This is a genomic window from Streptomyces sp. SS7 (assembly GCF_037993025.1).
In the GTDB taxonomy this organism is placed as follows: Bacteria; Actinomycetota; Actinomycetes; order Streptomycetales; family Streptomycetaceae; genus Streptomyces.
Genome location: NZ_CP141223.1, coordinates 9,564,446 through 9,581,416 on the forward strand (window position 1 = coordinate 9,564,446; position 16,971 = coordinate 9,581,416).

Below are 16,971 nucleotides of genomic sequence, written 5' to 3' on the forward strand. Positions count from 1 at the left end.
GGGCATCTCAGGACCGCCCTCAGTCCGGCTCCCGCCAGATCAAGCTCAGCGCACTCCGACAGACAAGGATGACATCTGCCATGACCACACCCACGGCCCTCGCCACCGACGAGGCGCGCACCCGCCTGCACGAACTGACCATCATCGACGTGCGCACCCCGGGCGAATACGCCGGCGGCCATCTCCCCGGCGCGCTCAACATCCCCCTCGACCAGATCCAGCGCGCGCTGCCCGACATCCGTCACGCCACCGACCGCGGCGACGTCCTGGTCGTCTGCGCCTCCGGCGCCCGCTCCGAGAACGCCTGCAAGATCCTCGCAGAGAACGGCGTCACCGCCATCACCCTGTCGGGAGGAACCGGCGCCTGGGCGGCCGACGGCCACGAGCTCCACCGCCCCCAGGGCGCCTCCCGGGCCACCTGGGGGATGGAGCGGCAGGTAAGGCTCACCGCAGGAGCGATCGTGCTGCTCGGCCTGCTGCTCGGGCTCGTCGTCCACCCCGCCTTCCAGCTCATCTCCGCCGGTATCGCGGGCGGTCTGGTCTTCTCCGCCCTGACCAACACCTGCGGCATGGCCGCCATGCTCGCCAAGCTCCCCCACAACCGCCCCCGCGCCGCCGACCTCGACCACACGCTGGCCGCACTGCGCAACCGCTGAACCACACCACAAAGGGGAGGGACCCGGCTCCGGATCCCTCCCCTTTCGTAGCCCAACCGTCCCAACCGGGCGGGTGATCCGGCGTCGCGGCACCGCAGCTCAGGCCAGAGAAAGGAACAGCTTCTCCAGCCGAGTACGCATCTGCTCCCGGTCGCCGGAAGCAGCCATGTCCGCATCGGTCAGGCAGTGCTGCAGCCCGGTGGCGCGGGGGCTCCCTGATCTCCGAAACCGTCGGCGACGGCGAACAGGCGGGACCCGGCGTATGCCGTGTCCTGGTTGCTCTCACGGACGAGACCGGTATCGGACAGAGCGGGGTGCCGACTCGATACGCGCCCCAGTCGCCCTGGGCCCCCTGTCGCGTCCGCCCGCACCACCGACGCGCCGGTGGCTCACCCCGTCGTCTCGCCCTGGGCGATCTCGATGTCCTCGTGGACGCGGAACGCGCCGGTCGCCGCCGTGGCGCAGGACAGCACGGCGCACGTGGCGAGGAGCGCGGCGATGAACGGCACGGCGCGCGCGTGCCGGGCGGGCGTCAGGAGTGCTGCCACGCGCCGGGGGACCGGACCCGTCGTCGCTGCGGGGGTGACCGTCGGGCGTACGGCGTCCTGCCCGGTCGTCGCCAGCGCGGCCCGGGCGATGGCGCGCGCGGTCAGGTGTCTGTCGCCGACGGCGGTGGCCGCGGCTTCGTCGGCCGCCCGCTCGGCGGCCAGCCGGATGGCCTCCCGGACCGGACGCAGGGCCGGGTGGCAGTGGGCGGCGAGTTCGGCCGTGGCCAGGAAGTAGTGGTGGCCGCCGCTGTTGTGGGCGCGCTCATGGGCGAAGAGTGCCTCGCGCTCGGGCGCGTCGAGGCTGCGCAGCATGGCGGTGGTGACCACGATGCGGTGCGGGCGGCCGGGAAGGGCGTAGGCGTCCGGGCGGGGGGAGTCGACGACGCACAGGTCGCCCGCGGCCGGGCGGCGGCCTGCCTGGGCGCGGGCGGTGCGCAGCCCCGCCGTCTGCCGTACGAGGGACAGCCCGAGCGTGAGGGCGGCCAGGACGAGGAGGCCGGCCGCGAGCGCGGCGATCGGCAGGACCAGCCGCTCGGAAGGGGTGCGCAGAGGGTGGACCAGCTCACCCAGCGCGGCGAAGGCCGGGATCTTCAGCAGGCCGGTCAGCGCCAGCGTACCCAGCGCGGCGACGCTGCCGCCCGCGAGGAGGAGTGCCGAGACGGTGAGGGTCCACAGGGCGGCGACCGGAGGGCAGCGGTCGAGGACCCGGCGGGCCAGCGCGGGGGCCGCCCACGGCACGAGCAGCGGGATCAGGAGCAGCGCGATCATCACGGCCCCTCCTCCAGCAGCTGGCGCAGCACCTGCTCGTCGTCCGGACTGAGCCGGTCGACGAAGCGGGCCAGCACGGTCGCCCGGTCGCTGTCGCGGTCGAGTTCGCCGTGCATGCGCAGGGCGGTCAGACCGTGCGGGTCCTCTATGGGGCGGTAGGCGAAGCCGCGGCCCTGCCGCTCACGCTCCAGTGTCCCCTTCTCGTGCAGCCGGGACAGGATCGTGGTCACGGTCGTACGGGCGAGGTCGGAGGCGAGGTGGGCCTGTACCTGGGCCGGGGTGAGCGGTGTGCCCGCGGCCCACAGGGCGGCCAGCACGGCGGCCTCCAGCTCACCCGCCGGCCGGCGTTCGTCCTTCGCCTCGGGCATGGGAACCCTCCTCGCTCCTCGATCGTCTACAGTGTCGTAGACCGTCTACATAATTGTAGTCGGTCGGGTTGTCGTGCCGGGGTCAAGCGGGCCGTGGGCGCCGCCCGGCCGGCCTCGGCGAAGGGACCCGTCCGATGACTGCCACCGTAGCCCTGTCGTCACAGCAGGCGGTGAACCCCCTCGACGCCCGCTCCCTGCTGAGCGCGTTCGGTGTGCTGGGCGTCGGCGCGGTGCTGTTCGCGGAGACGGGACTGCTGATCGGTTTCTTCCTGCCCGGCGACTCCCTGCTCTTCACCGCCGGTCTGCTGTGCACCGCCACGGGGAAGCACGGGGCCGGCCTGTCCCTGGGGCCGCTGCTGGTGGCGGCGGCGCTCGGCGCGCTCACCGGCGCCCAGTGCGGCTACCTGCTCGGACGCCGGGCGGGCGGCGCCCTGCTGGCACGCGACGGATCCGCCCGGCTGCGGGCGGGGGCCGAGCGCGCCGAACACCTCCTCGCACGCTACGGACACGCCAGAGCGATCGTCCTCGCGAGATTCGTCCCGGTGGTACGGACGGTGCTCAATCCGCTGGCCGGGGCGCTGGGCGTACCGGCACGGGTGTTCACCCTCTGGCAGATCGTCGGCGGTCTCCTCTGGAGCGTCGGCCTCACCCTCGCGGGGTACGCCCTGGGCTCGTCGATCCCCGACGTGGACCGGTATCTGCTGCCACTGGTCGCGCTGATCGTGCTCGTGTCGCTGCTTCCGTTCGCCGCCGAGCTGTACCGGGGACGCAGGCAGGACGGGGCGAAGGAGGTCCGGTGACGATCTTCGTACGACAGGAGGCGCGGCCCCTGTCCCGGTGCCTCACCGGCACTCGGCCCAGCCCGGCGGCGGTCTCATGAAGCGCGGGGACGTCGCCGAGCTGGCGGGCAGCGCCGGGGTCGGCGCGTGGACGGCGTTCGCGGTGCTCGCCATGAACGCCACGGGCGGCGCCGGGGACCCGATCCGGCCCGACCGCTCCCTGCTGACCTGGTCCCTCGGTCATCGCCCCGACGTGCTGCTCGCCGTGGCGCGCGGGGTGACCGCCACCGGCACCGGAGTCGTTCCGTACGCGCTCGTGGTGCTCGCCGGAGCGGTGGCCGGGCGGACCCTGCGGCAGCGGCTGCTCGCCGGCGCCCTCGGCCTCGCCTGCCTCCTCGCCGGCCAGGCCCTGCGTTACGGCGTGATGGAGGCCGCCCACCGGGCCCGGCCGCCGCGGGCGGACTGGGCCGCGCCCGCCAGCGGCTGGTCGTTCCCCTCGGGACACACCACCACGGCGGCCCTCGCCGCGGGCCTGCTCGTCGTGGCGCTCACCGTGCGTGCCCCGCGCGGCGGCACGGCCCTGTCCGCCGCCGTCGGCTGCTGGGGAGTGTCGGTCGGACTGACCCGCGCGTACCTCGGGGTGCACTGGTTCAGCGATGTGGTCGGCGGCTGGCTGTTCGCCGTCGGCTGGCTCGGGCTGTGCCTGTGCGCCGCCGCCCACTGGTCGCCCACCGCCTCCCTCGCCCGACCGGCCCGCCCGCGACACCCGGAGGAACACGCGTCCCGAGATCCCGGTCGGGGAGGACGATCACGCCCTGCGTGACGTCCTGCGTGACGTCCTGCGGCGTGCCCCGGACGACTGCGCCGTGTCCCCGTCCTCGCACTCGCCGACGCCGGCATCGGCATCCGCGCCCCTGTCGTCTTCCCGACCGCCCGCCACCACATCACCGACCGGCTGTCCGGCTTCTCCGCAGGCGGCGAGGACCACTGCCACCTGCCCAAACCCGTCGTCCGCGGCCGTTCCACCCCGTCGCCGCGGGCCGACGCACGACCGCCGCTGAAGTGACGTATCCGCAGTGACCTCTCGGCAGTGACACATCCACCGCAACCGAACCGGGGTCCAGACCCGAACGGATTACGCCCGGACATGTCCCGACGGTGGAGGCCCTCGGTGAAGGAAGCAGTACACATCGGAAGAAACCCCTCGACGGAACCCGACCTGCAGGGCCTGCTGGGCCAGGTGGCGCTGGGGGACGAAGAGGCGTTCGCCGGCGTCTACGACGCCGTGGCGGGTTCGGTGCTGGGAGTCGTCCGCGCCGTGCTGCGCGATCACGCCCAGTCCGAGGAGGTCGCCCAGGAGGTCCTGGTCGAGGTGTGGCGGACAGCGCCCCGCTACCGCCCCGACCGCGGTACGGCGATCAACTGGATCCTCACCCTCGCCCACCGCCGCGCGGTCGACCGGGTGCGGTCGGCGGACGCCGCGGCGGCCCGCGACCACCGGGCCGCGCTGCTGGACCGGGTGCCCGAGTACGACGAGGTGGCCGAGCACGTCGAGGCGCGGCTGGAGCGCGAACAGGTACGGCGCTGCCTGCGCACCCTGACCGAGGTCCAGCGCCAGGCCCTCACGCTGGCGTACTACCGCGGATTGACCTACCGCGAGGTGGCGGAGGCGCTGCAACTGCCGTTGGGGACCGTCAAGACCCGCCTGCGCGACGGGCTCATCCGGCTGCGCGACTGCCTGGGAGTGACCGCGTGAGCTCCCTCGACCTGCACCGGCTGACGGGCGCCTACGCCCTGCACGCGCTGTCCGACGACGAGAACGTCACCTTCGAACGCCACCTCTCCCGGTGCGAACCGTGCGAGGAGGAGGCCGCCGAACTGCGCGCGACAGCGGCGCGTCTCGGCCTCGCCGCCGCCGTCACGCCCTCGCCGGCCCTGCGCGACCACGTCCTGCGCCGGATCACCACCGTCCGCCAGGAGGTGCCCGGGACGGTGGACGGGGTCCTCCCCGTCCACGCCGGCCGCCGGGCCCGGCTGCTGTCCCGCTGGGTGCTCGCCGCCTGCCTCGCCGCCACCGCCGCGCTCGGCGGGACCGCGGTGTGGGAGCACCAGCGGGCCGAGGACGCCGGCGAGCGGGTCCGGCGCGCGGCCGGCACGGCGGACGAGGTCGCCGCCGTACTCGCCGCACCGGACGCCCGGACCCGGGCCGCGCGACTCGGCGACGGCGCCACCGGTGCCGTCGTCGTCTCCCGCGAACTGGACCGGGCCGTGTTCGTCGTGTCGGGGATGACCCGGCCGCCCGGCGGCCGGGTCTACCAGCTCTGGTTCGACGACTCCGGACGCATGCGGCCGGCAGGGCTGATGGACCCCGGCCGCAGCGACCAGGTCGTCCTGCTGCGCGGCGCCGTGGACGGTGCCTCGGGGATGGGCATCACGGTCGAACCCGAGGGCGGCTCGCGTGCCCCGACCACCGGCCCGGTCGCCCTGATGACGCTGCCCGCCTGAGCGGCGCCGCCCCTGCGGGGGCGCCGCTCAGAGCTCCGGGAAGGCACCCGTGCCGTAGCACTCCTCGGGCAGGGGGTCCGGCACCCCGTCGGGGTCGAGCAGATGGGCCACGACGGCCGCGGTGGTGAGGTGCCAGAAGCGGTGGCGGCGCAGCAACGCGTGGTCGCCGCCGGCCACGAGGGCCATCCCGGCGCGTGCCGCCGTGCGCTGCGCGCGGCGCACGCAGTCGGCCGTAGCGGCGGGGGAGGTGACGCGGTCCCGCGCCCCGTGCAGCGCGACGATCCGCCGGCCCGCGACCTGCTCGACCGGCTCGCCCGCGGGCCACCACGGCGCGAGGGCGAGCACAGCGCGGACCTGCGGGTGATCCGCGGCGTGCAGGGCGGCCCGGGCGCCCATGGAGTGGCCGAGCAGGACCGTCGGGACGGGGCCCGCGAGACGGGCGAGATCCTCCAGCGCCCGCCGCGCATCCCGCACGGGATCCGCCCGGGTGCCGTTCCAGCCGCGCACGCGGTAGCGGACCTGCCCCACCAGGACGTCCCGGTGGGGCAGCGCGGCCGTCACCGCCCGCACGATCGGTTCCATGCGCAGGGCGGCGAGCTGCCCACGCCGACTGGGCCGCTCGCTGTCCGCCTGCCCGCCGTGCAGCACCAGCACGGCTGCCCGCGGCCCCGGCGGGGACCTGCGCAGGACCAGCGCGGAGGCCGACGGGCCGTCCGGCCCCTGCCCGTCCGGCTCCTGCCCGTCCGGCTCCTGCCCGTCCGGCTCCTGCCCGTCCGGCTCCTGCCCGTCCGGCTCCTGCCCGCCCGGCCCCTGCCCGCCCGGCCCCTGCCCGTCCGGCCTCTGCCACTCCGGCCCCTGCTCCCTTCGCCCCCGCCCGTCCGGCCCCGTGCCGCCCGGCCCCTCCGTCATGGTGCGCCCCGTGTCTCGGACGGTTCCCGCCGCGGCGGGCGCGGGAAGAAGCCGCTGGTACGGGCCGCGTAGGCGGCGAATCCCGGCCGGTCGGCCATGTGCCGCTCCAGGAGCCGCTTCCCGCTGCCCCGGATCAGCAGCAGACTCATCACCACGGGCGACACGACGGACACGGCGGCCGCCGCCGGGGAGTCGCAAGTGAGCAGGAACAGTCCCCACCACACGCAGAAGTCCCCGAAGTAGTTGGGATGCCGGGTCCATGACCACAGGCCCCGGTCCATGATCCGGCCCCGGTTGGCGGGATCGGCCTTGAACCGGGCCAGCTGGGCGTCCCCGACCGCCTCGAAGCCGAGGCCCACCGCCCACAGCGCGCTACCGGCCCAGACGACGGCAGACGGCGGGTCCGGCACGTACTGCGCCGCCTGCACGGGCAGCGACACCAGCCACACCAGCGCCCCCTGGAGCAGGTACACCATCCGCAGCGCGTACGCGTTCCGGTTGCCGGGGGCCTTGGCCAGCATCGCCTCGTAGCGCGGGTCCTCGCCGTGGCCCCGGCCGCGGCGGGCGATGTGCACGGCGAGCCGCAGCCCCCACACCGCGGTCAGGACGGTGACCAGGACCCGCCGAGCGAGGTCCCCGTGGCCGGCGGAGGCCGCGAACGTGACGGCCGCGACCGCGGTGAAGCCGATCCCCCAGGCGACGTCCACGATCCGGTGCAGTCCCGCGCGCACCGCCACGGCGAAGGTGACCAGCATGACGGCCAGGGCCGCGGCGGCGGCCCAGGCGAGGTTGAGCGCGAACGCGCCCCACGGGAAACCGCTCACAGCCTGTCCAGCCCCTCGTACCAGTGACGGGTGATCGCCGGCATGCCGCTGCCGCCGCCCGCAACGGGCCGTACGCCCAGGATCTGGTCGACGCCCATGCGCCCCTCCTCGAAGGCCAGCGCCCCGCCCACCAGGTAGAGCCGCCACACCCGCGCGGTCTCCTCGCCCACCAGAGCGGTGAACGACCCCCAGCGCTCCTCCAGGGTGCGGTGCCAGGCGGTGACGGTGCGGACGTAGTGCTCACGCAGGGACTCGGAGTGCCGTACCTCCAGGCCGGCCGCCTCCAGCAGGCCCACCGTCTCGCCGAGCGGCCGCATGTGCATGTCGGGCGCGATGTACGCCTCGATGAAGGCCCCGCCGCCCGGGGTACCGCGCCCACGCGACATCTGCTGCACCAGCACCCTGCCGCCGGAGCGCAGCAGCCGGTGCAGGGCGGCCGCGAAGGCCGGGTACTCCGCGTCGCCGACGTGCTCGCCCATCTCGATCGAGGTGACGGCGTCGAAACCGCCGCCCCGGATGTCCCGGTAGTCCTGGCAGACCACCTGCACCCGGTCGGCCAGGCCGCGTTCGGCCACCCGTTCCCGGACGTACGCCGCCTGCTCCCGGGCCAGCGTGACGGCGGTCACCAGGGCCCCGTGCCGTTCGGCGGCGTGCAGGGTGAGGGCACCCCAGCCGCAGCCGATGTCCAGCAACCGGGCGCCCGGCTCCAGGGCGACCTTGCGGCAGATCAGCTCCAGCTTGGCCCGCTGCGCGTCCGCGGACGTGAATCCGGGGCCCTCGCCCGCCCAGTAGCCGCAGGAGTAGGCCATGGTCTCGTCGAGGAGCAGGCCGTAGAACGCGTTGGACAGGTCGTAGTGGTGGCTGATGGCGGCCCGGTCCCGGGCCCGGCTGTGCAGCCCGCCGCGCAGCCGGGCCTGGGAGACGGGTACGGGCGGCGGAGGGCCCACCACGCCGAGCCGTACGGCGGTGGCGAGCGCTCTGGCCCGGTCGGCGGGCGTGAGCCGGGGCGGGGGCAGCCCGCGCTCCCGGGCGGCTGCCCAGACGGCGCGGAGCCCCTCGCCGAGATCGCCCTCGACGTCGAGTTCACCGGTGACGTACGCCTGTGCCAGGCCGAGTTCGCCGGGCTGCCACAGCAGACGGCGCAGCGCGCGCCGGGACCGCAGCACGACCACGGGCGCCCCGGCGGGGCCGGTCTCGCTGCCGTCCCAGGCCCGCAGCCGTACGGGCGGCGGGCCGCCGAGCGCCTCCTCGGCGAGCGCGGCCAGGCGGTGGGCGGCGCCCGTCCGGGTGACGGGCTGGAGGCTGGTCATCGGGCGGTGCCCTCCTTGGTGAACAGGTACTGCTGGACGTCGAGGTAACCGGCCCGGAAACCGGCTTCGGAATAGGCGAGGTAGAAGGTCCACAGACGGCGGAAGGTCTCGTCGAAGCCGAGCCGTTCGACGTCCTCGGCGCGTGCGGTGAAGCCCTCCCGCCACAGACGCAGGGTCTCGGCGTAGTGGGCGCCGAAGGCGTCCCGGCGCGCCGGCCGCAGCCGGGTGTGGTCGCGGACGGTCTCCTCGATCGCCCGCGTGGAGGGAATGAGGCCGCCGGGGAAGACGTACTTGTGGATCCAGGTGAAGGTGTCGCGGGCGGCGAGCATCCGCTCGTGCGGCATGGTGATCGCCTGGAGCGCCGCCCGGCCGCCGGGGGCCAGTCGCGCGTCGAGGGTGCGGAAGTACTCCGGCCAGAACTCCGCGCCGACCGCCTCGATCATCTCCACGCTCACGACGGCGTCGTACTCCCCGCCCGCCTCGCGGTAGTCGCACAGTTCGATCGAGACCCGGTCCGCGAGGCCCGCCGCGCGCACCCGTTCCCGGGCCAGTGCCTGCTGCTCGCGCGAGAGGGTGAGCGAGGTGACCTGTGCGCCGCGGGCGGCGGCCCGCAGGGCGAGCTCCCCCCAGCCGGTGCCGATCTCCAGCATCCGGGTGCCCTCGCCCACCCCGGCCAGGTCCAGCAGCCGGTCGATCTTGCGGTGCTGGGCCCCTGTCAGCAGGTCGCGGCTCGCGGGGAAGCCCCGGAAGACGGCCGAGGAATAGGTGAGGCTGTCGTCGAGGAAGAGGGCGAACAGGTCGTTGGACAGGTCGTAATGGCGGCTGATGTTGGCGCGTGAGCCGTCCGGCGTGTTGCGCTCGTCGTGCGGGTGCCGCGGCGCCCACAGCCCGCGCAGCCGCTGCAACGGGGCCGGGACGAGATCGGCGACGTGTCCCGCGAGCACCGTCAGCACGGCGACCAGGTCCGGGGCGTCCCACTCCCCGGCCATGTAGGACTCGCCGAAGCCGATCAGTCCGCCGGTGCCGACACGCGCGTGGAAGGCACGCGGGTCGTGGACCTCCAGCAGCGGCCCGCCCGCGCCGAGGGTGGCGGAACCCGCGAACCGGGCCCGCAGCGGCAGCCCGCGCAGGGCCCGGCCCACCAGGGCCTCGGTCACGGCGGTGCGGCCGCGCGAGGCGGGCGGCACGACCGCGACGTCCGGCCAGCGAACCGGATCGACGGCCGCGGCTCGGTTCTGGGAGCCGGTCAGGGGCTCTGCTGTCCTCATGTCACGTTCTCCGGAGTGGGGTGGTCGTCGGTGCGGGGCTGGACGGGCAGCCCCCGCAGGTACAGGCGTATGCCGTGGGCCCGGATCGCGGCCGACACGACGAGGGTGGACCAGGGGTGGCGCAGCGCCAGCCGCAGCAGGGCCGCGCCGCCCGCCTCCCGCCGGGTACCCCGCACCGTCGCGGTCAGGGCCCGGCCGCCCGCGCGGTCCAGGTGCACGGCGAGGTCGAGGCGCTGTCCCGGCACGGGCAGCCGCATGCGGTAGCGGCCGTCGACCGGGAAGAAGGGCGAGACGTAGAACTCCTTGCCGGTGGACGCGGTCCCGCCGGCGTCCGGGCGCAGCAGGTAGCAGTGGCGTCCGCCGTAGGTGTTGTGCACCTCGGCGACCACGCAGCGCAGGTCGCCGTCCGGGCCGTGGCACCAGAACAGGGTCAGCGGGTTGAAGACGTACCCGAGCACCCGGGCGTGCGTGAGCATCTCCACGCGCCCGCCGTCCAGCCGTACGCCGTGCGCGGCCAGGAAGGCGTCCAGGCCGGCCCGGATCGAGGGCTGGTCGCCGGTGAAGTGGTCACGCGGGTCGAACCGGGCGAGGGGCCGCAGCGCGCGTGGCAGCCGCGGCGGGCGGTCGGGGTCGATGAGCCACAGGTAGGTGCGGTGCCGCAGGGCGTACCGGCGGGGAGCGGTCCGCACATGCGTGATCGTGCACGGGTAGAGGGCGGGTACGGCGTTCACCAGCGCACTCCCAGCGCGGCCGCGGCCGCGACGCCGGAGCGGCAGCCGTCCTCGTGGAACCCCCAGCCGTGGTACGCCCCGGCGAACGCGCAGACGGCGCTGTTGAGTTCGGGCAGCCGCTGCTGGGCGGCCACCGACTCGGGCGTGTAGACCGGGTGTTCGTAGACCATGCGGGCCAGCACCCGGCCCGGGGCGACCCGGTCGTCCGCGCCCAGGGTGACCACGAAGTTCTCCGCGGAGTCCAGGCGTTGCAGCCGGTTCATGTCGTAACTGACCCGCACCCGGTCGGCGCCGGCCGCGCAGGACGGCATCAGGTAGTTCCACGAGGAACGGGCCGCTCGGGAGCGGGGGAGCAGCCGGGTGTCGGTGTGCAGGAGGGTGCTGTTGCGCGCGTAGCGGAACGCGCCGAGCACCTGCCGTTCCCGCTCGGTGGGATCGGCCAGCAGCCGCAGCGCCTGGTCCGGGTGGACGGCGATCACCACCGCGTCGTACGACTCGGTGGAACCGTCCTCGGCCGTCACGTCGGCGCCGTCGGCACGGCGCCGCACCGCCAGCACCGGGGTCGAGGTGCGGACCTCGCCGATGTGCTTGGCGACCCGGTCGACGTACGCGCCGGAACCGCCGGTGACCGTCCGCCACACGGGTGAGCCGCCCACCGAGAGCATGCCGTGGTGCTCCAGGAAGCGGAACAGGTAGGCGGCCGGGTAGTGCTGGGCGGTGGCGGCGTCGCAGGACCAGACGGCGGACACCACCGGTGTCATGAAGTGGGAGCGGAAGTAGGCCGAAAAGCCCTCGCGGTCCAGGAACGCCCCGAGCGTGAGGTTCGGCTGGCCGCCCTGGGCGAGCAGCCGCCGGGCCGCCCGGTGAAAGGCCGGCACCTCGGCCAGCAGGCGCAGATAGGGCACGCGCAGCAGGTTGCGGGGCAGCGCGAAGAGCCCCACGGGGCCGCGGGCTCCGGCGTACTCCAGGCCGCATCCCTCGCACCGCACCGACATGCTCATCTCCGACTCCTGCGTCGCCACGCCGAGTTCGTCGAACAGCCGCAGCAGGGTGGGATAGGTGCGGCGGTTGTGCACGATGAACCCGGAGTCCACGCGGTGCACCCGCCCGTCGTGGGCCGACGTCAGCTCGTGCGTGTGCGCGTGCCCGCCGAGCCGCTCGTCGGCCTCGTACAGGGTGACGTGACTGTCGCGGGCCAGAACGTACGCGGCGGTCAGTCCCGCCACCCCGGATCCCACCACCGCCGTCCGCCGTCCGTACCGCACCGTCCGCTCCGGAACGTCCCGTGACGTCCGCTCCATCGCCTCTCCTCCCGCTCTCCGCGATCAGGGTCTCCGCGTAATCCGGAGCAGCGCGGGCGACGGATTGGCCGCATCTTCGTCCGGTGTCGGACGGGGGCGGGCGTGACCGCATGGAGATTCCCCTCATGGACGGTCCACCGTGAAACCACTTGGAGGGCTCCCCTTCGCCCGCGGCGAGCCGAGCAGCGGGTGCGCCGAGACCGTCTCCGGGTGAAGGAAGTGGTGCCGATGACCGTCGCCTGGGACCGGATCGGGGGCCTGGCCGAGGCCCACGAGCGTTTCCTGACCGGTGCCCGGGTCGACTCGGACGTACGCGGCTCGGTCCTCGACTCCTGGAAACGAGGTCCGCCGGGCTGGAGCCGCACCGGCTGCTGGTTCCCTACCGCTCCGACCTGGAGCTGGACGACCGGTTCCGGCGCGCGGCCGACCCGGTGCCGAAGGACCTGGCCGCGTCGCTCGCCGACGTGAGCATGACGGTCGTGCTCTGCGACGGACACGCCCGCATGATCCAGCGCTACGGCGGCGACCGCACGCTGCGCCGACGCCTGGACGGGATACGGTTCGCCCCCGGCTTCGACGCCCCCGAGCAGGTCGTGGGCACCAATGGCGTCGGCACCGCGCCGGCCGAGCGCTCCCCCTTCTACGACGTGGGGCGCGAGCACTTCGCCGACTGCCTGCCTGCAGCCCTTCACCTGCGCGGGCGCGCCGATCCGCAATCCGCTGAGCGGCCACGTCGAGGCGGTCCTCGACCTCACCTGCCTGCGCGCCGAGGGCGACCGCGCCATGGTGCGGCTGGTCCGCGAGGCCGTCCACGGCATAGAGGAGCGGCTGCTGGAACAGGCCACCCAGCGCGAGCGGGCGCTGCTCGCCGCCTACCGGCGGACCGGCCGGGCCACCCACGGCACGCGAGCCCGGCCGCTCCGGCCCGAACCCGCCCTCCCCGGACACCGCACCCCGCACGACGACGGCGCCCTCGGGCGGATCGACCTGGCCGTGCTGCGGGGAGAAGGCCGAGGAACTCATCGCCTCACCGCACCGGGCCTTCGACGAGGTGAGCCTGTCCGACGGCCGGATCGCCACCCTGCTGCGCCGCCCGGTCATCGGCGCCGCGGGCGAGACGGGCGTGGTCATCGAGGCCCGTGTCCTCGGCGGCCCGCGCCTGCGGCACGTCGGCCCCACCCTGCCGGGAGTTCCGGCCGGCACCGCGGCGACGCCCGCGGCCGCGTCCCCCGCCCGGGCCGCCCCGGCACCGGGTCCCACGGCGACGCCGGCCGCCGACACGCACACGGTCGAGCCGTCGCCCCCGCCGGGCGCACCGGCATGGCCCGTGCCCCCCACGGCCCCGCCCGTGTCCGGGACAGGCCGTCGACGCCGCGGCGTCCGCGCTCCTGCGCGCCCTGGCGGCGCCGCCGGTGATCGCCGCCTGGTACGCCACCGACCGGCTGCGCCGGTGGGCGGGCCCGGGCGGCACCGTCGCCGCGATCGACGGCCGACTGAGGGCCGCGGTCGAGGACAAGGCCGCCTCCGACGCCCTGTGCGGGCCGCTGGCGTGCCGGAGCGGACGCGGATCCCGTGCGTGCGCGTCGACGGCGGGCTGCCCGGCCCAGCCGAGCCCACTTCTGATCGCCTGATGGGCCCCACCTTGCTGATGGCCCCAACATGCTCGTTGTCAGGCTGCGGCGACAGCGTCCCTGAGCTGACCTGCGCACAGAGATGATCCGCGCGGTCACTCCGGTTTGGCCGTGATCACCGCTGTCTCTTCCGGCGCCGCGACGCTCGCCGAGCCGTCGGCCGTGACGAAGGGCTCTCGACCGGGCTGCGGTGAGCCGATGCCCCCGAGGGCGAGCGTGGCGGCCACGGCCAGGACGGCAACGGCGGCTCCCGAGAGCAGGAAGGCGTTTTCGACTCCGGCGAGGGTGATGGCGGTCGAGGCCACAAAGGGGGAGATCGCCAGGGCTCCTGCCACCCCGGCTTCCCACAGGCCCAGCGCCTTCGCCAGATGACGGCTCGGTATGCGCTGCTGCACCAGTGCGATCAAGGGAATGTCCGTGAGGGCCGAGGCCAGCCCCGTGGCGGTCAGGAGAACCGCCGCCACAGCATGGGAGGTGACCGTTCCCAGCGGAGCCCGGAAGATCCCGAGCAGGGCCCACGCCAGCACAGCGGCCAGTGCGAGCCTGCGAATGCGCAGACCTGCCAGGAGCAGGGCGCCCACCACTTCGGCGACCCCGGCGATGCCGAGCAGCAGGCCGTACTGGCCGCCCTGTCCCACAACCGCGACAAGCCCGACGGTCAGGAAACCGTTGGTCAGGGTGAGGGCGAGCACGAAGGTCACGATGACCACGAGCACTTCGGGAGCCGCCCGCACTGCCCTGAGCCCGGCGCTGAGATCGGACCACAGCCCCGTCTGGCCGATGGTCGGTGCGGGACGGGTGACGCGGATGGCGGCCACGGCGCCCGCCGAGCCCAGGAAGGTCAGTCCGTTCACCACCAGCGCCGACTGCAGCGAGCCGAAGGCCAGAAGCGGCGCGAGCACGAGCGGGCCGACGAAGAAGGCCGCTCGGAAGGCGACTTGCAGCAGTCCGTTGGCCTGCTGGAGGCGGTCGTCCGGCACGATCTGCGTGACGATGGCGTTCCGGGCCGGGGCGAACGGGGCGCCGATCAGCGCCAGCAGCGCCGTGGTTGCCACGAGCAGGGGCAGGGTCAGCAGGTTGAGGAAGAGCAGAACCGAAGCCACGGCCACCACGGCGACCCGGGCCAGGTCGGTGGCGATCATCAGCTTCCGGCGGTCGCGGCGGTCGGCGTACGAGGCGACGACGAAGGTGGCCACGAACGCGGGCGCGAACGCGGAGACGCTCACGACGGCGACGGCCGTGGGGTCCTTCGTCAGTGCCCAGGCCAGCCAGGCCGTCGCGGCGGTGTACAGGCCGTCGCCGAAGCGTGAGATGCCCTGGCCGGCGAAGAGAAGCAGGAAGTTGCGGTCTTTCAGCAGTGACATGCGGCCACTGTCGGTTCTCGTCGGCGGCCTGATCCACTTATTAGGCAGATGGCTAATCAGTCCTCGGTGTCGCCGTGCAGGAAGCTTTCCAAGCTGGGGGTCAGGCCCGCCACCTGGCCGGGCACAAGCCGGTACAGGACGTAATAGCCCTCGCGGCGGCGCTCCAACAGGCCCGCGTCCGTCAAGACGCGCAGGTGCTTGGACAGGGCGGCCTCGCTGACGCCGACGAGCGGTGCCAACTCCTGCGTGCTGCGCGGGCGTTCGGCGAGCAGCCGCAGGGCGCGCAGCCGGGAGTCGTCAGCGAGCGCGCGGAGTGTGCTGACGAGCCTGGTCGGCGGAATCCTCGGGCGGGCTTCCCGGACGATCGAGGAGACGGGGAAGACGAGCCCGAGGGGCCACGGACCGTCGCAGTTGACGCGTACGTGCGGCCACACATAGGCGCTGGGGGCGAGTACGAGTGTGTCGTCCGGGCCGATGGCGACCTCGTGGTCGTGCGGCCGCTCCAGCCAGAAGCGTTCGGCCTGCGGATCGCTGCGCACCTCCGGCCACAGGCCGCGGAGCATCCCGTACAGGCCGCGCTGTTCGATCTGGTGTCCGGCCTCGCTGACACCGGCGGCCAGTTCGGGTTCGAGCCGTGCCCATTCCTCCTGGAACGCCTCCCGCCAGTAGCGCTCCAGCATGCTCAGGAACCGTTCGAGCAGCGCGCGGGGGTCGTCGAGAAGCATCGCAACCATCGCTTCGTCGCTTTCCCGTGCGACTCGCTCCCGCAGCAAACCGCGTACCTCAGGCTCGTTCAGCACCCTCGGATCCCTGCCTTCGCCGCCACCCGGCCACGGCGTGAGCAGGGGGACGGCGAACTCCAGGCGGACCAGCTCCGGATCCGCCCCGCGCAAGCCGGCCAGTTCATCTTCGAAGCCCGCCAGCCCGCCGGTCGGCTGCGGAAAGAGGAACTCGGGGAAGTATGAGCGCACCGCGTAGGAGAACGCCTCGATCTCCCGCTTCAGCGCCGGGGACAGCTTGCGCATGGCACGCACCCAGCCGTGCTGGACAGGGTGGTGCTTGGGCTCCACCAGCACATGGAGACTCAGTACGGCTTCCATCGTCGGCGAGTAGGCGAACCCCACCCGCTCCGCACCGCGGGCAGGAACCCGGAACACGATCGTCATGACCCCTCATCCTTGCCGCACCGCATCCGCGACGGGAGCCGCGCCACGCCTTCGGCCTATCCCGATGGCGCGGGCGGCGGGCACTGGGACAACATCCTCGGCTACACGTTCCTGGGCGACTGGTCTGCCCGCGACCTCCAGGGCCGCGAGATGAGGGTCAGATCAACGACCTCGTGCACGGTTGGGCGTGGCACGTCGAAGTGTGGACGATGTCGCTCATGTGCTCGCGTCGCCCGAGGTGACGCGCCAGAGCCCGCCAGTTTTTCAGGTGTGCGATGCCGTGCTCGACGCGGATGCGTCGTGAGGAGTGGGCCTTGCGTTGCTGCTCGTGTTCCTCGTACCAGGTGGGAGCGTTCTTCTTGAACTTGCGATGGGGCGGTGTCACCACCCGGTGCTGTTCGTGCCACAACGGCCCTACCTCAGCGACGAGTTCAGCGATCACTGCCGGTGACAACCCGGTGACCCGGCCCCTGGTCTCAATGATCGTGGCCACCGGCGCTGGAATCCTCACTTACACCACCGGCGTCTCCTCGGCCGAGGCCGTCCTGTCCGCAGGAGGCGCCTTGGCCTTCGCCATTGTGGCAAGGAACTCGAACAGAAGCCTCGTCGAGTCCACGGGGCAGGGTCCGGCGAGCACCTTGTGCCCTTCCCCTCGGCGCGGGTGGTGATCACGCGCAGGTGATTCGCGCGGGGTGTGCAGGCACGGCAGGCTCGTGCTCCGTGTCACGCGGCCGAGTCGGCCGGAGCTCGAATCCGTCTGTGGCTGTAAGAGATCCGGCCCGACCGTACATCTCCCGGTTGACGGCCGTTGACGGCCGTTGATGGACGGAACATGGAGGTGCT

Annotated in this window: 19 protein-coding genes and 2 pseudogenes; 8 read left to right on the top strand and 13 right to left on the bottom strand. The window is 73.8% G+C overall.

The window, feature by feature from the left end; genetic code table 11:
- Positions 1 to 80: 80 nt before the first annotated feature.
- A complete protein-coding gene (locus U5640_RS43080) occupies positions 81 to 656 on the top strand; it encodes a rhodanese-like domain-containing protein (protein WP_340384646.1) in 576 nt (191 codons plus the stop codon).
- 99 nt (positions 657 to 755) lie between these two features.
- On the opposite strand, the pseudogene U5640_RS43085 reads toward U5640_RS43080, so the two are convergent.
- From U5640_RS43085 to U5640_RS43095, 3 genes and pseudogenes are all read right to left on the bottom strand, one after another.
- Positions 756 to 860: pseudogene (locus U5640_RS43085) on the bottom strand (transcriptional regulator); the annotation flags it as partial.
- A 185-nt stretch (positions 861 to 1,045) separates the two neighbouring features.
- The gene (locus tag U5640_RS43090) at positions 1,046 to 1,972 is read right to left on the bottom strand and encodes a M48 family metalloprotease (RefSeq protein WP_340384647.1); all 927 of its coding nucleotides are present in this window, start codon (positions 1,970 to 1,972) and stop codon (positions 1,046 to 1,048) included.
- Positions 1,972 to 2,340: a BlaI/MecI/CopY family transcriptional regulator gene (locus U5640_RS43095; RefSeq protein ID WP_340384648.1), complete on the bottom strand. Its 369-nt coding sequence runs from the start codon at positions 2,338 to 2,340 to the stop codon at positions 1,972 to 1,974. The genes U5640_RS43090 and U5640_RS43095 overlap by 1 nt, the downstream gene beginning before the upstream one ends.
- A 134-nt stretch (positions 2,341 to 2,474) precedes the next feature.
- On the opposite strand from U5640_RS43095, the gene U5640_RS43100 reads away from it, so the two are divergent.
- From U5640_RS43100 to U5640_RS43120, 5 genes and pseudogenes are all read left to right on the top strand, one after another.
- Positions 2,475 to 3,140 (top strand): DedA family protein, encoded by a 666-nt coding sequence (locus U5640_RS43100; RefSeq protein ID WP_340384649.1) that lies wholly within the window; start codon positions 2,475 to 2,477, stop codon positions 3,138 to 3,140.
- A 76-nt stretch (positions 3,141 to 3,216) separates the two neighbouring features.
- Positions 3,217 to 3,942, top strand: coding sequence for a phosphatase PAP2 family protein (locus U5640_RS43105; protein ID WP_340384650.1), 726 nt, complete (start codon positions 3,217 to 3,219; stop codon positions 3,940 to 3,942).
- Positions 3,908 to 4,125: pseudogene (locus U5640_RS43110) on the top strand (DNA-binding response regulator); the annotation flags it as partial. The gene U5640_RS43105 and the pseudogene U5640_RS43110, both read left to right, overlap by 35 nt.
- A 165-nt stretch (positions 4,126 to 4,290) precedes the next feature.
- On the top strand, positions 4,291 to 4,875 hold the full coding sequence (locus U5640_RS43115; protein WP_340384651.1) for a sigma-70 family RNA polymerase sigma factor: 585 nt from the start codon (positions 4,291 to 4,293) through the stop codon (positions 4,873 to 4,875).
- A complete protein-coding gene (locus U5640_RS43120; protein WP_340384652.1) occupies positions 4,872 to 5,624 on the top strand; it encodes an anti-sigma factor in 753 nt (250 codons plus the stop codon). Before U5640_RS43115 ends, U5640_RS43120 begins: the two co-directional genes overlap by 4 nt.
- A gap of 27 nt (positions 5,625 to 5,651) precedes the next feature.
- Here U5640_RS43120 and U5640_RS43125 read toward each other — a convergent pair whose 3' ends face one another.
- The 6 genes from U5640_RS43125 to U5640_RS43150 all read right to left on the bottom strand — a co-directional run bounded on the left by U5640_RS43125 (position 5,652) and on the right by U5640_RS43150 (position 11,967).
- Positions 5,652 to 6,317, bottom strand: a complete 666-nt coding sequence (locus U5640_RS43125) for an alpha/beta family hydrolase (RefSeq protein ID WP_340385677.1) — start codon at positions 6,315 to 6,317, stop codon at positions 5,652 to 5,654.
- 212 nt (positions 6,318 to 6,529) lie between these two features.
- Positions 6,530 to 7,357, bottom strand: a complete 828-nt coding sequence (locus U5640_RS43130) for a DUF1295 domain-containing protein (RefSeq protein ID WP_340384653.1) — start codon at positions 7,355 to 7,357, stop codon at positions 6,530 to 6,532.
- Positions 7,354 to 8,667 carry a cyclopropane-fatty-acyl-phospholipid synthase family protein gene (locus U5640_RS43135; protein ID WP_340384654.1) on the bottom strand — a complete coding sequence of 438 codons (1,314 nt, stop codon included), beginning with the start codon at positions 8,665 to 8,667 and terminating at the stop codon, positions 7,354 to 7,356. The genes U5640_RS43130 and U5640_RS43135 overlap by 4 nt, the downstream gene beginning before the upstream one ends.
- Complete coding sequence (locus U5640_RS43140; protein ID WP_340384655.1) at positions 8,664 to 9,935, bottom strand: class I SAM-dependent methyltransferase; 1,272 nt, start codon at positions 9,933 to 9,935, stop codon at positions 8,664 to 8,666. The genes U5640_RS43135 and U5640_RS43140 overlap by 4 nt, the downstream gene beginning before the upstream one ends.
- Entirely contained in the window at positions 9,932 to 10,666 is a 735-nt protein-coding gene (locus U5640_RS43145; protein ID WP_340384656.1) for a DUF1365 domain-containing protein, read from the bottom strand. Before U5640_RS43145 ends, U5640_RS43140 begins: the two co-directional genes overlap by 4 nt.
- The gene (locus U5640_RS43150; RefSeq protein WP_340384657.1) at positions 10,663 to 11,967 is read right to left on the bottom strand and encodes an FAD-dependent oxidoreductase; all 1,305 of its coding nucleotides are present in this window, start codon (positions 11,965 to 11,967) and stop codon (positions 10,663 to 10,665) included. Before U5640_RS43150 ends, U5640_RS43145 begins: the two co-directional genes overlap by 4 nt.
- Before the next feature lie 228 nt (positions 11,968 to 12,195).
- Here U5640_RS43150 and U5640_RS43155 point away from each other — a divergent pair, with 228 nt between their 5' ends.
- Positions 12,196 to 12,435, top strand: coding sequence for a hypothetical protein (locus U5640_RS43155; protein WP_340384658.1), 240 nt, complete (start codon positions 12,196 to 12,198; stop codon positions 12,433 to 12,435).
- Between the two features lie 559 nt (positions 12,436 to 12,994).
- Here U5640_RS43155 and U5640_RS43160 read toward each other — a convergent pair.
- Positions 12,995 to 13,135 carry a hypothetical protein gene (locus U5640_RS43160; protein WP_340384659.1) on the bottom strand — a complete coding sequence of 47 codons (141 nt, stop codon included), beginning with the start codon at positions 13,133 to 13,135 and terminating at the stop codon, positions 12,995 to 12,997.
- A gap of 244 nt (positions 13,136 to 13,379) precedes the next feature.
- On the opposite strand from U5640_RS43160, the gene U5640_RS43165 reads away from it, so the two are divergent.
- The gene (locus U5640_RS43165) at positions 13,380 to 13,598 is read left to right on the top strand and encodes a hypothetical protein (protein WP_340384660.1); all 219 of its coding nucleotides are present in this window, start codon (positions 13,380 to 13,382) and stop codon (positions 13,596 to 13,598) included.
- Between the two features lie 95 nt (positions 13,599 to 13,693).
- On the opposite strand, the gene U5640_RS43170 is transcribed toward U5640_RS43165, so the two are convergent.
- The 3 genes from U5640_RS43170 to U5640_RS43180 all read right to left on the bottom strand — a co-directional run bounded on the left by U5640_RS43170 (position 13,694) and on the right by U5640_RS43180 (position 16,621).
- A complete protein-coding gene (locus U5640_RS43170; RefSeq protein ID WP_340384661.1) occupies positions 13,694 to 14,962 on the bottom strand; it encodes an MFS transporter in 1,269 nt (422 codons plus the stop codon).
- 56 nt (positions 14,963 to 15,018) lie between these two features.
- The gene (locus U5640_RS43175) at positions 15,019 to 16,128 is read right to left on the bottom strand and encodes a DUF5937 family protein (protein WP_340384662.1); all 1,110 of its coding nucleotides are present in this window, start codon (positions 16,126 to 16,128) and stop codon (positions 15,019 to 15,021) included.
- 157 nt (positions 16,129 to 16,285) lie between these two features.
- Positions 16,286 to 16,621 (bottom strand): transposase, encoded by a 336-nt coding sequence (locus tag U5640_RS43180; protein WP_340384663.1) that lies wholly within the window; start codon positions 16,619 to 16,621, stop codon positions 16,286 to 16,288.
- Positions 16,622 to 16,971: the final 350 nt, after the last annotated feature.